General features: G+C 62.1%; 13 protein-coding genes. 6 read left to right on the top strand and 7 right to left on the bottom strand.

Annotated elements, in window-relative coordinates:
* Positions 1–79: 79 nt before the first annotated feature.
* From M1E05_RS00540 to M1E05_RS00520, 5 genes are all read left to right on the top strand, one after another.
* Positions 80–1093, top strand: coding sequence for a hydroxyacid dehydrogenase (locus M1E05_RS00540; RefSeq protein WP_461164120.1), 1014 nt, complete (start codon positions 80–82; stop codon positions 1091–1093).
* Positions 1094–1157: 64 nt separating this feature from the next.
* Positions 1158–2438, top strand: coding sequence for an ABC transporter substrate-binding protein (locus M1E05_RS00535; RefSeq protein ID WP_461164119.1), 1281 nt, complete (start codon positions 1158–1160; stop codon positions 2436–2438).
* Between the two features lie 88 nt (positions 2439–2526).
* Entirely contained in the window at positions 2527–3477 is a 951-nt protein-coding gene (locus M1E05_RS00530; RefSeq protein WP_461164118.1) for a carbohydrate ABC transporter permease, read from the top strand.
* A complete protein-coding gene (locus M1E05_RS00525; RefSeq protein WP_458112688.1) occupies positions 3477–4397 on the top strand; it encodes a carbohydrate ABC transporter permease in 921 nt (306 codons plus the stop codon). The genes M1E05_RS00530 and M1E05_RS00525 overlap by 1 nt, the downstream gene beginning before the upstream one ends.
* A complete protein-coding gene (locus M1E05_RS00520) occupies positions 4394–5107 on the top strand; it encodes a hypothetical protein (RefSeq protein WP_461164117.1) in 714 nt (237 codons plus the stop codon). The genes M1E05_RS00525 and M1E05_RS00520 overlap by 4 nt, the downstream gene beginning before the upstream one ends.
* 31 nt (positions 5108–5138) lie before the next feature.
* Here the strand turns inward: M1E05_RS00520 and M1E05_RS00515 are convergent, their stop codons facing one another.
* Positions 5139–5285, bottom strand: a complete 147-nt coding sequence (locus M1E05_RS00515) for a hypothetical protein (RefSeq protein WP_458112690.1) — start codon at positions 5283–5285, stop codon at positions 5139–5141.
* Positions 5286–5536: 251 nt separating this feature from the next.
* On the bottom strand, positions 5537–6172 hold the full coding sequence (locus tag M1E05_RS00510) for a hypothetical protein (RefSeq protein WP_458112691.1): 636 nt from the start codon (positions 6170–6172) through the stop codon (positions 5537–5539).
* Here M1E05_RS00510 and M1E05_RS00505 point away from each other — a divergent pair.
* Positions 6150–6539 (top strand): hypothetical protein, encoded by a 390-nt coding sequence (locus M1E05_RS00505; RefSeq protein ID WP_461164116.1) that lies wholly within the window; start codon positions 6150–6152, stop codon positions 6537–6539. The two genes, M1E05_RS00510 and M1E05_RS00505, sit on opposite strands and share 23 nt — an antisense overlap.
* A 271-nt stretch (positions 6540–6810) precedes the next feature.
* Here M1E05_RS00505 and M1E05_RS00500 read toward each other — a convergent pair whose 3' ends face one another.
* The 5 genes from M1E05_RS00500 to M1E05_RS00480 form a co-directional block, all read right to left on the bottom strand.
* Positions 6811–8568: a glycoside hydrolase family 35 protein gene (locus tag M1E05_RS00500; protein ID WP_461164115.1), complete on the bottom strand. Its 1758-nt coding sequence runs from the start codon at positions 8566–8568 to the stop codon at positions 6811–6813.
* A 20-nt stretch (positions 8569–8588) separates the two neighbouring features.
* Entirely contained in the window at positions 8589–10550 is a 1962-nt protein-coding gene (locus M1E05_RS00495; protein ID WP_461164114.1) for a DUF2264 domain-containing protein, read from the bottom strand.
* Positions 10547–11809: an ROK family transcriptional regulator gene (locus M1E05_RS00490; protein WP_461164113.1), complete on the bottom strand. Its 1263-nt coding sequence runs from the start codon at positions 11807–11809 to the stop codon at positions 10547–10549. The genes M1E05_RS00495 and M1E05_RS00490 overlap by 4 nt, the downstream gene beginning before the upstream one ends.
* A 68-nt stretch (positions 11810–11877) precedes the next feature.
* Positions 11878–12732 (bottom strand): carbohydrate ABC transporter permease, encoded by an 855-nt coding sequence (locus tag M1E05_RS00485; RefSeq protein ID WP_247041417.1) that lies wholly within the window; start codon positions 12730–12732, stop codon positions 11878–11880.
* Positions 12732–13706: a carbohydrate ABC transporter permease gene (locus tag M1E05_RS00480; RefSeq protein WP_458112696.1), complete on the bottom strand. Its 975-nt coding sequence runs from the start codon at positions 13704–13706 to the stop codon at positions 12732–12734. Before M1E05_RS00480 ends, M1E05_RS00485 begins: the two co-directional genes overlap by 1 nt.
* Positions 13707–13715: the final 9 nt, after the last annotated feature.

The following is a 13715-nucleotide window of genomic DNA, read 5'->3' as shown; positions in this document are numbered from 1 at the left end:
CTGATTCGCAGTTGTGATGCAACACACGGAAAGCCGGGCAAGGCGGCCCGGCCACGTACTTAGAAAGGAGGCCCGAAGAATGACGCGCAAGCCCAAGGCCCTGCTGCTCATGAACCGCGGAACTCTGGATGATCAGTTCGACGCCTCGCGGATGAACCGCCTTGCGCAACTGGTTCAGCTGGTGGATCCGGCCTGGACGGAGTCGCTGGACGAGCCTGGGCTCAGCGCCCGTTTGGCCGAAGTTGAAATCCTGATTACCAGCTGGGGAGTACCCAGGCTGGATGCTGCTCGGCTGGACAGCATGCCGCTCCTGCGCGCTGTGTTCCACTGCGCCGGAACGGTTCGTTCATTCGTGAGCGACGAACTGTGGGACCGGGGCATCCTGGTCACCAACGGAGCAGATGCCAATGCCATTCCCGTCGCTGAATTTACGTTCGCCTCTATAGTGCTGGCTGGAAAGAAGGCCCAGGTCCTCGCCAACGACGCAAGGATCGGCCGCGACGACTGGTCTTATGCGTCGGGCCGCGGGGAGTTAGGAAACATCGGCCGCACCATCGGCGTTGTCGGATTCTCCCGCATCGGCCGGAGGGTGGTGAGGCTGGTCCAGCAGCTGCAGGACGTCACCTGCCTGGTCGCGGATCCCTATGCCGACCCTGCGGCGGTGGCCGCAGCAGGGGGAAAGCTCGTGGGGCTTGACCAGCTCCTGGGCCAGTCGGACATCGTGAGCATCCATGCCCCGGCCTTGCCGCAGACCCGGCACATGATCGGCGCACCCCAGCTGGCCCTGCTCCGGGACAATGCCACATTGATCAACACCGCGCGGGGATCCCTCGTGGACACGGCAGCGCTTGAGGCCGCGTGCTCCGACGGCCGGATCCATGCCATCCTCGATGTCACTGAACCCGAACCGCTGCCGGCCGGTTCAGTACTCTACGACCTTCCCAATGTGGTCCTGACGCCTCACATCGCAGGATCCCTCGGTACGGAAACCCGCAGGATGTCCGATACCGCCCTGGACGAACTTGAACGCTACCTCGCGGGTAAGGACCTGCTCGCAGAGGTATCCGCCGAGGACCTGAGCGTCAGCGCGTAGGCGAGAAAACCATCTACACCTCCAACCATCAAGTTCCACCTCCCCCTCGACAAGGAGAACCGCAATGAAGCGCACCACTCTCGCAGCGATTGCCCTGGCTGCCGCTGCAGGACTCGGGCTCACCGGCTGCGCAGGCGCTGCCGGCCCCGCAGAGAAGCCCGCAGCGGAAGGCAAGACCACCCTCAGCGTGTCCGTCTGGAACTATGAGGGCACGCCCGAGTTCAAAGCATTGTTCGATGCCTACGAGGCAGCCAACCCGAACGTGGACATCGAACCCGTGGACATCCTGGCCGATGACTACCCCCAAAAAGTCACCACCATGCTCGCCGGCGGCGACACCACCGATGTCCTCACCATGAAGAATGTCATCGACTACTCACGCTACGCCAGCAACGGCCAGCTCCAGGAGATCAATGGCGTTGTGGACAAGCTGGACAAGGAAAACCTGGCCGGCCTTGATGCCTTTGACCTGGAGGGGAAGTACTTCGCTGCCCCCTACCGCCAGGACTTCTGGCTGCTCTACTACAACAAGGACCTGTTCAAGGCAGCGGGACTCGAAGAGCCGAACAACATCACCTGGGATGAGTATGCTGAGCTCGCCAAGAAACTGACCGGGACGGCTGCGGACGGCAAGAAGGTCTACGGCACGTACCAGCACACCTGGCGCTCGCTGGTGCAGGCCGTTGCAGCCGCCCAGAACGACGGCGACCAGATCGGAGGTGACTATCCCTTCTTCAAGGACCAGTACGACATGACGCTGGACCTGCAGAAGAGCGGGGCGTTGATGGACTTTGGTACGGCCAAGAGCCAGAAGACCAGCTACCGCACCATGTTTGAGACCGGTCAGACTGCCATGATGCCCATGGGGTCCTGGTACATTTCGAGCTTTGCCGCCGCCCTGAAGGACGGCAAGACCAACGTCAACTGGGGCTTCGCCCAGCTTCCGCAGAAATCAAAGGGCGGGGACATCACCACTTTCGGGTCTCCCACCGCCTTTGCCGTGAACAAGAACGCCCAGCACTCAGACGAAGCAAAGAAGTTCATCGAGTGGGCCGCAGGTGTGGAGGGCGCCAAGGCCATCGCCAAGATCGGCGTGGTTCCGGCCCTGCAGACCGCCGAAATCACCGAGGAGTACTTCAAGCTCAAGGGCCTGCCCTCCGATGAACTGTCCAAGGAGGCCTTCGCCCCGGACAAGACCGCCCTTGAGATGCCCGTCAGCTACAAGTCCGCACCAACGGACAAGATCCTGACCCAGGAGCACGAGCTCATCATGGCCGGTGAACGTTCCGTCGACGACGGCATCGCCGAAATGGGGAAGCGAGTCAAGGACGAAGTCCTTAAGTAAAACGCCACGCCGGGGGTCGCGCCACACACGCGGCCCCCGGTTACGGACCCTGAACGGAGGAACGCCTGGCTGACGCCGGGCCCCCATTATGACTACCGAAACACGACTCCGGGCACCTGCAGTCGGCCCTGACCCGAAGCGAAGGAACAACCTCAATAGCGGGAACCGGAAACAGGCGCGGCGGAACACACTCATCGGCTGGACCTTCATCCTTCCGAACTTCCTGGGTTTCCTTGCCTTTACCCTCATCCCGGTCCTGGCGGCGTTCGCCTTGGCGTTCATGGAATGGACCTCGTTCTCTGCCCCGAAATGGGTAGGGCTGGAAAACTTCGAACGGATGCTCGGGAGCGATTCGTTCTGGATCGCGCTCCGCAACACCGTGATCTACGCGGTGGGCCACGTGCCGCTGACCCTAGTGCTGGCACTGGGGCTTGCCATGCTGCTGAACCGAAAACTCAAAGGCATCGGCTTCTTCCGGGTTGCCATCTTCTTCCCGTACATCACCTCGCTGGTGGCTGTCGCCGTCGTCTGGAACATGCTGTTCAGCCCCACTGATGGCCCTATCAATCAGTTCCTGCAGTTCGTGGGAGTGGCCAACCCGCCAGGCTGGACGTCAAGTTCCGACTGGGCAATGCCCGCGGTCATCATCACCAGCGTGTGGCGTGACATGGGCTACTACATGATCCTGTACTTAGCCGGCCTTCAGGCGATCCCCACGGAGCTATACGAGGCAGCAGAGGTGGACGGGGCCAGCCCCTGGCAGCGCTTTTGGAACGTCACCGTCCCCTCGCTGCGGCCCACCACGTTCTTTGTGGTGGTGATGCTGACCGTCTCCAGCTTCAAGGTGTTCGACCTCATTGTGGTCATGACCAACGGCGGACCAGGGCGGGCAACAACGGTTCTGTCCCAGCTCATCTACCAGGAAGGAATCGGCGAAGGTAAGTTCGGATACTCATCTGCTGTCTCCCTCGTCCTCTTCCTCATCGTCCTGACGGTGACGGTATTGCAGTTCAAGATCCAGCAGCGGAGGGAACGCTGATGACCAACCTGACCCAAGACCTCAAAGCTGAGGCCGTACCGGGCGCTGCAAACGACGTCTCTGCCCGCGATGAATTCCGCAGGCGGAGTCCGCGGGAGCAAAAGGCGCGCACCCTCAACGTCATCGTCTACGCGGTGCTCGTGGTCCTCGTGGCCGCCCTGATGGTTCCCTTTATCTGGATGGTGTCCTCCTCGCTGAAGGAGAACAACCAGGTGTTCACGGTCCCTATCCAGTGGATCCCTGAGGAGTTCGTCTGGAGCAACTATTCGGACATCTGGACGCGGATTCCCATGATGGGGTACCTGCAGAACTCGCTCTACCTGTCCGTGATCATCACCATCCTGCAGGTCCTCACGGGTTCCTTGGCGGCCTATGGTTTCTCCAAGGTGCGCTTCCCGGGACGCGACGTGCTGTTCCTCGGCTACATCGGAACCATCGCTGTGCCATGGCAGGCCTACATGGTGCCGCAGTACATCATGATGCAGCAGTTGGGGCTGACCAACAGTTTCAATGCGCTGATCCTGCTGCAGGCGTTCGGCGCATTCGGGGTGTTCCTCATGCGGCAGTACTACATGACCATCCCCGACGAGCTGTGTGAAGCTGCCCGGATCGATGGCCTGAGCGAGTATGGAATCTGGGCCAGGGTCATCTTGCCGCTGTCCAAGCCCGCCCTTGCCAGCCTTGCCCTGCTGACGTTCGTGAACACGTGGAACGACTACATGGGGCCGTTCATCTACCTGACGAGTAACCGGCTGTGGACTGTGCAGTTGGGCTTGCGTTCCTTTGTGGGCCAGTTCGACGCCGAGTTTGCCATGATCATGACCGGTTCAGTGATTTCGGTGGTTCCGATCCTGATCATCTTCCTGGTGGGGCAGCGTTACTTCATCCAGGGAATCGCAACGAGCGGTATGAAGGGATGAGCACAATGCGCCAGCACGCCATGCAGCCGCTGAGTCGGAAGTGGGCAGGTCCGGGCTTCGAAACCTTCGGCAGTATCTTCGGCTTCGTCTACACGTTCCTGGCCGTGAACTTCCTGCTCGCGGCGGCGAACGCACCCCTCGTCTTCTTCTTGTCCTTTGTGGGCGATCCGGTGGGAGCGTGGCCTTTCTTCCTCGCGCTCGCCGTTACGGTGGGGCCCTCTCTGGCCGGCGCTTTCAGTGCCTTTTATGCTCTGGCTGAGGAGGACGGGCCGGCCGTCAGGCCGGTGGCTGCCTTCCTGAGGGGTTACAAGCAGTCCTTAAGCCGAGCCGCCCCGGTGGGCGTGGCCGCCGTCGTACTTTTGGCGTTTCTGGTTTTTGACCTGGTGATCCTGCAGTCGATGCCGGGAGCCGCTGTGCTGGTTCCCCTGACAGTGACGGCGGCCGCTCTTGTGGTGTGCATCAGCGTGCTGATGATCGGCGGAATGGTGCTGCTTCCCCAGGCCAGGCTCAAAAGCCTCGCCAAGGCTGCGCTCTATCTCGCTATTAAGCGCTGGTACCTCAGTCTGGCGGCGTTGGCGCTGCTGGGCATCGTCGCAGTTGCGGCGCTGACCCAGCCGGTTCTGGGAACGGCCCTGGCGCCGGCGCCGCTGCTTTTCGTGGTGTGGAGCAACGCAACCTTCTCGTTTAAGGCGGCGCTGCAGGAGGGCTGACTCGCCTGGCCTGGCCTATCGATGGAGTGTCTTACGCGGCCAGCCTGCTCGTGCTGATGGAGAAGAAGTCCTCGCCGTCAACGTCATCGCGGGAGACGTAGGCTGTGAAGTCCGAGAGGGACATAAAGCAGTAGAAGTCGCTGTAACGGTAATTCGCCTTGTCTGCTTTTGTTGCCACCGGAGGGCCTCCGCTTTCATTTTCCGTGGGGTTTCCTGACTGTTGGATTAATCATGCCCCCGCACGTTAGCAGATTTAGGCAGCGTTTCCGCAGGAGTGGGAAAGGCTTTGTGCAGCTTCATCACGGATCTAACAGTCGACGCAGATTCCGATCAATTTCCGGTCGACGAGGCGTCCAAAGTATGCAGCGGGGAAGCCCTGTCTTGCCAGTACAGCCGCCACTACGGCTCCCGCTGCTTCTTCCTATTTGTTCAGCCGCCCGAAGTCGTCGTGGTAACTTCGGCGGGAGCTGTCTTGGCGTAGACATCTTTGCTGACCTCATATCCGTGCTGGTCAAGCTTGAGTGCCTGGTCATTGGCCTCGGCCAGCTGGGCATCGGTGAACTGTTCAATTTTGACGAGGTCCAGGGTTTCCTGGTCTGCGCCGCTCACAGCGGTCACTTTCACGAGCCCCGTCCCGGCTGAATAGTGCTTGCGTTGGTGGCCAACAGCTGGTTCCAGCGGGTTGTGTTCATCTATCACCATCACGTCTCCGTAGCAGCCGGTGGGGACACATAGCGCCACGTCGTGCTCCAAGACGGCCCCGCAGTCCAGGAAGTTAACTGAAGGTGCGTGGGCCTGGACATATTCCGGCGTTTTCACCTTGGGTTCGGCCTGCATGGCGATTCCAGCCTGGCTCCCGGAAATTCCGTGGATGAAAGTATTGGGTGCCCCTATGAATTTATCGTTCTCGAACTCCTCGGGATACTCACCGAAAAGCCAAACCGTTCCAGAATTATCCTGGGCGAAGAAGGCCAACTCGGATTCTACGAGCACTCCGTCTTGGTAGTCGCGGTCCCACATCACCTGGGTTTTCACTCCGTCAATGACCTTGGTCAAGCCGGTCACGGTGTGTGTTACCTTCCGCTCGGTGGTGTCGTCGGCACTGACGACTTCGCCGGTCGTCGTGTACTCAGTGCCGGGCTTCAGTGGAAACCACTTATTGTCGATCGTCGAAGAGTTTTGGAAGGCGGTCTTGTCGAAGTTGATCGCAGACCCTGGCCCACACAGTAATGGGGCCTCAGACGTCACTGTCGGCGACGGCGACGCCGGCTCCGAGGTACTCGTAGAGGTGGCCCGCGCCCCCCCGGCATCCGGTGCCGCGCACGACGCCACAGTCGAGATCGCCAAGAGCAGGGTGAAAGCGGAAGAGAGGGCTGATAGTCGTCTATTTGGCTGGAACATCATTTGGCCTTCGGAGTTGGAATTCAGCTGACCGTAGGGGCGGCGGCTCGGGGGCTGAATGCCAGGGAGCTCTTCAGCGCGCCTTGTGGAGTTTGAATCGGAAATGGACATCAGCCTCGCCTCGATATAACGGTTTGACGTCAGGTTCCGTTTTCGTTGCCAGGACGGTGCCCCGCGTGTAGTCGAGCCTACGATCGGCCTCCGTAAAGTGTCACGCGTAGCCGGTACTTGTTCTTCTACCTGTCAGAGAGGCCTGTACTTGCTCCACGTCATACGCCGACGCGTCACCACTAGGGGCGGGCTTATTTTTCGTCCGGGCCCAGGTCCGGGGCGGTAACGAACTGCACCTTCCCTGTGGCGCTTCCGTGCAGTTCGAGGATGGCCAGCTCATTGCGCCCGGGGTGGATCAGCGGTGCCGGGATGTACAGCGTCCGTTGTGGCCCCCGGCTCCAGTAGCGGCCAAGGTTGAAGCCGTTGATGAACGCGTTTCCCTTCGTCCAGCCGTCCAGCCGGAGGTACCGGTCTTCGGGGCCATCAGCGTCAAAGTCCGCAAAGGAAACGGACGGGCCCGCGACACCCGCGTCCGCTAACCTACCCACTGGCACAGCCGCCGCCCGCAGGGAACCAACCTCGGTGAAATCCAAAGGCCGGATTTCCCACTCCAGCAGCTCCACGCCGTCGAGCGTTACAGGGGCGATCAGGCCCTTGACCTCACCGATCCGCTTGCCGTAATTGACGCGCCCCTGGTCCTCCACGAGCACCTGAAGCAGACCCCCGGCGGGCAGACTGATGGCGCGCTCGCCGTGGTCCCGGCTGAGCACACCAACAGACCGTCCATCCAGGAACACCTGCGCACGGTCCCGCACTTCGGCCACGGAAAGTACGCCACCACGAGTCACCGCTGCCGTGTACACGGAGAACCCGCGGTAGTGTTCGGCGTCTTCAGTGGTCGGAGCCGGGCCGTCAACCGAAAGAGGCGAGCCGAGCATCTCCAAGACGTCCAGCAAGGCCACCGAGTCCGTCACTGAAACAGAGCTGGCCGCAGCATCAGCACGCACAGCCGGAATTTCCTCCGGCACCGGGAAGTGTTTGGCGATGACATCCCGGAACGCGAAGTACTTGGCGGTGGGAAAACCGTCCTCGCTCAGCGGGGCGTCATAGTCGTACGACGTGATGGTGGGCTCGTAGATGCCTTTGTCGTTGGAGCCGTTGGTGAAGCCGAAGTTGGTCCCCCCATGGAACATGTAGATGTTGACGGACGCCCCGGAAGCCAGGAGTGTGTCCAGCTCGGCGGCGGCAGCAGCGGCGTCGGTCCGGTGGTGGTGCGTGCCCCAATTGTCGAACCACCCGTTCCAGAACTCCGCGCACATGAGCGGGCCGGTGGGCTGGTGCTTCCGCAGGGTGGCCAGACGCTCCGACGCCCGGGAACCGAACGTTGCCGTCTTCAGGAGCTCCGGAAGCGACCCGTCCTCGATCATGGTTCCCGCAGGCTGGTCGCAACTGAACAGCGGAACGTCCAGGCCCCCGCCTTTCACCAGATCCACCAGGTGCTGAAGATAGGCCTTGTCGTTGCCATAAGCCCCGTACTCATTTTCGATCTGCAGCATGATCACGGGGCCGCCACGGGAAATCTGCCGGTCGACGACGGCAGGGAGCAAGGCCCTGAAGAAGGCGTCGACGGCGGCAAGGTAGCCGGGCTCGCTGGTCCGGATTCCCACCGTGGGGTCGCGGAAAAGCCAGGCCGGCAGCCCGCCGTTGTCCCACTCGGCGCAAATGAACGGGCCGGGCCGGACGATGGCCTTCATACCCTCGGCCGCCACCAGGTCCAGGAAGCGGCCCAGATCCAGCTGCCCCTCGGTCAGGAACTCGCCGGGCCGGGGAGAATGCTCGTTCCAGGGAACGTAGGTCTCCACGGTGTTCAGGCCCATGAGCCGCGCTTTATGGATGCGGTCTGCCCAGAGATCGGGGTGCACCCGGAAGTAGTGGATGGCGCCGGAGAGCACCCGGAACGGTTCGCCGTCGAGCAGGAAGTCCTGCGCGCCAACAGCAAAAGTAGACATGTTCATTCCTTTTAGAAGTTTTAGGGTGCCAAGAGATCGGCAAGTTCATGGAGTGGGACTACGGTGCCGTCACCGAACTCAAGGCGGGCGAGTTCAAGGCGTGCACCGCCGTCGTCCGTCTTGTTTTTCGAAACATCCGGAACGTACCGAACGGCGTCGGCCGCCTTCAGGGTCCCCTCGCCGCCGAAGGCCACCACGGCTGCGTAGAGTCCGTCGACCGCCGGACCAACAGTTCCCAGCCACGGAATCCGGAGTCCGTCGCCCATAGGTTGCGGTGTATCCCGCACGAACGTCCCGGTTTCGAGCTCCCGGCCCACCGGAGCCGGGAAGCCGGGCAGGGGACGGACAACACTGGTCAGGTCCGACGACGGCGCGAGCGGCCAGCCGCCCATCATCAGCTTTGCGGGGGAAGAGGCGGCAGTACCACGCAGCCGCACGATCCTTACCTCCGCTGCTCCGCAGGTAACTGACACCACAGTCACTTCGGGGCCGGCCGTAACCTCGCCGCGGAACCCGCTGCCATGGTCCCGTCCGTTATCCGCAGGTGGAGTGATCCAGTTGGCGTTCCAGCTCGAGGCGCCAATGAGGGCCACCCCGGAGTCACGCGTGCCCAGGGCTTCAAACCCCGTACGGTGCGTCAGCCGGCCCGTCGCATCCGCCAGGACGACGGCGTTGTCCGGAGATTCGGAGGAGAGGTCCGGGAAGCTGTGGGTGGAGTAACCAAGGCGGGCATAGAGGGCGGAGTCGGTGGTGGCATCCCCCTGATTGGCGTGATCGGTGCCGTGGTTGGCGGCGCGGACCACCCCGTCCGCCACCGTACCGCTGACGTTCCAGCCCGGTGCCGCGATAATCCGGCGCGTGTTTCCGGCCTCCACGGGCAAGGGTTCCTCGACGGCGTTCCACACCTGGTGGTTTGCCGGGAGGGCCAGGCCCATCATTCCCTTGGACGCCCAGTACGGTGAGCCTGCCCCCGAGTAGCTCTGCTTCATGCCGGGGTATTCGCCATGCCAGCCGACTGACAGAAGGCCGTTGGAATCGATCCCACCGTTGCGGACAAAGTAATCCAGCATCCCGGAGGCCGCACGCCGGCTCAGCCCTGGAGCTAGCCCGGTGTTTCCGGCCAGCTCTCCTGCCCAAAAGGGTGCTGCAGCGGCGAAGCGGTAAATCAGGCTGCGCCCCTGGATGAGCGGGGCACCGTTGGCGCCTACCAGGTGGGCGGCGTCGTCGAGGAATTCAACAAGGCGCTCAGCATCCATGGCCTTGCGGGCAATCACGCGCGGATCATCGGGCGCCATCAGCGCCCACACCTGCGGGTAGACCTGGAACGCCCAGCCTACGTAATGGTCGTAGGCGCGTTCGGGGCCGTCCGCGAACCAGCCCCCGCCCTTGTACAGGGAGTCATGGATGGCAAGGCCAGCGTCGATGTCCTCCTGAGAGGAACGGCCGCCGACACTGGAAAGGAAGGTCTCCACCACAATCTGGAACCAGACCCAGTTGATGGGCGGGTAATCTCCGCCGATCACCGTTTCGAACCAGGCGATCGTCTGTTCCTGGACCCGCTGCGGAAGCTTGTCCCAAAGGTGTTCCCTGGTGAGGGCAAGCCCTACGGCCAGGGAAGCGGCCTCCACCTTGGCCTGCCCCAGCTCGTCAGGCCTTGGCCACCGTTCAGGGGAGGCCGGGTCAGTTCCGGCGTCGAACCCGGTGGCATACCAGTCAGTGAGCCAAGCCGTGCCCTCGGGGTCCCCGGCGATGCGGAAAGACGCCAGGAGGAAAGTCCGGGCGAACGCTTCCAACGAATCGCTGGAACGTCCGAAGGCGCTCGCCGGCCCGGGGAGGTAGATGTTCGCATGGCTTTCCGAGGCGTGCTGATGGACTGAGCGGAGGAGAAAGTCGGCGTAGCCTGCCCAGTGTTCACGGGTGAGGCCGGTGTAGGGGGAGAGCTCATAGTCCCGCTCGGGCAGGTCCAGGAAAGGGCGGTTCATGCGCCAGCAACCTCCGGCGATCGTTTGCGGGATGCCGTCAACCTGTTGGTGGGCCCGCGGCTGGGCAACCCCACCTGCTCCAGGAATCCCTCGAGGGCAAAAGTGGCCATGCCCAGGGTGACTGAGTTTCCAGGCACCGTGGACAGTTCCACGCGGACGGCAGCCCCTGCGCTAGGGAGCACCTCGTTCGGCAAGTGTTTTGCGGTGACCTTGAGCAGTTCGGGACCAAGGACTTTGGCGGTCCATCCCAGGACACTCACGTGGTCCGGATTGATGAAGTTGATCAGGTTTCCCAAGGCGGCGGCGAAGTAACGGCCCGTCACCTCCAGCAGTTCGATGCAGTCAGGATCTCCCTCGGCCAGGCCCTTGGCGACGTCGGACACAAACTCCCGCTGGCGGTCCCCGGTCAGCAGGTCATGGGAAGCATTGACCTCAGCCATGGTCATCTGGAGCCCGGGCACACCGAGGTACGCCTCCACACAGCCATGGCGTCCGCAACGGCACAGCCGTCCGCCAAAGATCAGGGTTGTGTGGCCCCATTCGCCGGCTGTGTTGCTGGTTCCGCGAACCAGATCACCGCCGACGGCGAGACCCGCGCCTACGCCCGTGCCCAGGTTCACCGTTGCCACGTTGTCCACCAGGCGTCCCGCACCAAACCACAATTCAGCGATGGCGATAGCGCGGAGGGGATTGTCGACGTCGACCGGCAGTCCGATCGCTTCCGAAAGAAGCGACTGGATCCGGACCTCATGCCAATCCCAGTTGGGGGCAAATACGGAGACGCCGCGCTGGGGATCAACCTGGCCCGGGAGGCTGACGCCCACCCGCAGAATTCCTTCCCGGGGAATGCCTGCCGCTGCCGCCGCCTGCTCAACGAGGCCTGCGACCCGCCTGGCCAGCGACGAGGGGTCGTTCTCGTCGATGGGCAGGTCACTCTCGGCCTGGCCGATGACGTCGAGGGCCAGATCGTAAATATCCACATGGATGTACGTTTCCGCGATGTCCACCCCCACCAGGGCGCCGCGGTCTGGCGAAATCCTGAGCCTTGTTACAGGCCGTCCGCCTCCGGAATCCTCCCGGCCCGCCTCCACCAAAACGCCGACGTCGACAAGCTCGCCGACGATGTTGGCGATGGTGGCGAAACTGAGCTCCGTGGCGGCCGCCAGTTCCTGCCGCGTGGCGGTGTGGAGGGAATACAGCCCGCGCAGCAAGGCGAAGCGGCTCTCATTCCGGATGTCCTTGGACGTTCTCTTTTTCATGTCCTGTTTCTGCGTTCGGATGAGGCCAGAGCCTCCCGCGGGCGGGATTCCGGAGGTGCTGTCCATGACTACTTAACGCCTGCACTGCCCGTTGAGATATTCATTTCATACATGTACTTCTGACCAAAGTAGTAAATGATGATCATCGGCAGCGACAGGAACACGGTTCCCACCATCACCAGGTTCCAGGGTGGGGTCTGAAGCTCCTGGCTGGTACTGGTGAGTAACTGCACGCCGAGGGCCAACGGCATTTTGGTGTCCTCATTGAGGTAGATCAGCGGACCCATGAAATCGCCCCAGGTCCAGGTGAGCGTGAAGATGGCGATGGCGATCAGAACCGGCATCATCATCGGCAGGACGATCCGTCGGAAGATGCCGAAGTATCCCAGGCCATCCACCATCGCGGCCTCGTCCATTTCCACTGGCAGCCTCGAAACGAACTGCCGGATGAGGAAGATGTTGTAGGCGTTGCCGAAGAAGTTGGGGATGATCAGCGGCAGGAATGTGTTGATCCAGCCGAGCTCCTTGAACAGGATGAACTGCGGAATCATGGTGATCTGGGCGGGGATCATCATGGTGGCGAGCATGATCATAAAGGTGATGTTCTTGCCTTTCGCCCGGAGCCGGGCGAAAGCATAGCCCACCAGGGCCGAGGAGAAAACCTGCCCGACGGCGGACAACACCGAGATGATCACCGAGTTCACCACAAAGTTCCCCACCGGCTGCTGCGTCTGGAAAATCCGCACGAAGTTCTCCCACCGGAACTCGGTGGGGAACAACGAGAACGCCCCGGTGCCCACCGTCTGGTCGCTGCTGAGGGCGATGGAAACCACAAAGACCAGGGGAGCGAAGAACACCGCGGAAGCAACCATCAGCCCCGCGTAGGTAAAGGCGGTGCTCTGGTACACCTTGAGCTCAGCCATCAGTTCTTGACCTCCGTCTCGTAGAAAACCCATTTGCGCGACGTCGAGAAAGCGAGAATCGTCAGGGCCATGACCATCAGGAACAGCAGCCACGAGATGGCTGACGCGTACCCCATGTGGTAGTTCCGGAATGCCTCGGTGAAGAGCAGTGGAACCAGCATCTGGCTGGCGTTGTCCGGTCCGCCCTGAGTCAGGATGTACACCTGGGCGAAGACCTGGAACGCGCCGATGATCCCCATGATCAGGTTGAAGAAGATGATGGGAGTCAGCTGCGGGAACGTGATGCTCCAGAACTGCCTGAGCGATGACGCGCCGTCGATTTCCGCAGCCTCGTAGAACTCCTGGGGGATGCCCTTCATCCCGGCGAGCAGCAGAACCGTTGCCCCGCCGGCCTGCCATAGGGAGAGCAGGATGATGGCCGGCTTGACCCACTCTGAATCGAAGAGCCACGCCGGGCCATCCACCCCGAACATCGCGAGGACCCGGTTGAGGGGCCCTGCGTCCGGAGCCAGGATCATCTGGAAGATCAGGGCAACGGCAACAATCGGCACCAGGTGCGGCAAGTAGACCAGTGTGCGGAAGATCTTCCGCGCCTTCATCTTCTTGTTCAGCAACGCGGCGAGCCACAGGGCGATGCCCATGCCGAGCGGCACCGAGAAGAACGCGAAGTAGAGGGTGTTCCAAAGCGCCTTGTGGAAGACGGTGTCCTCGGTGATGAGCTTCACGTAGTTCCCGAAACCCACCCAGGTGGGGTCCGTGAAGGAGTCCCAGTCGGTGAAGGAGAGGTAGACGGAGGCCAGCATGGGGCCAAGGAGGAAGACCACAAAACCGAAGATCCACGGCGATATGAAAAGCCAGAAGAACCGGGCTTCCTTGCGCCTCATTTTGCTGGGACGGGGCTTGACTGGTATCCCGGTGACTGCCGGCTCCGGCGGGCGGGCCGGAGCCGGGTTCTTTTGCTGCAGGGTGGTCATGGCGGTCCG

It is taken from the genome of Arthrobacter sp. R4-81 (assembly GCF_054792365.1).
This window is presented reverse-complemented; position numbering and strand designations above follow the sequence as displayed.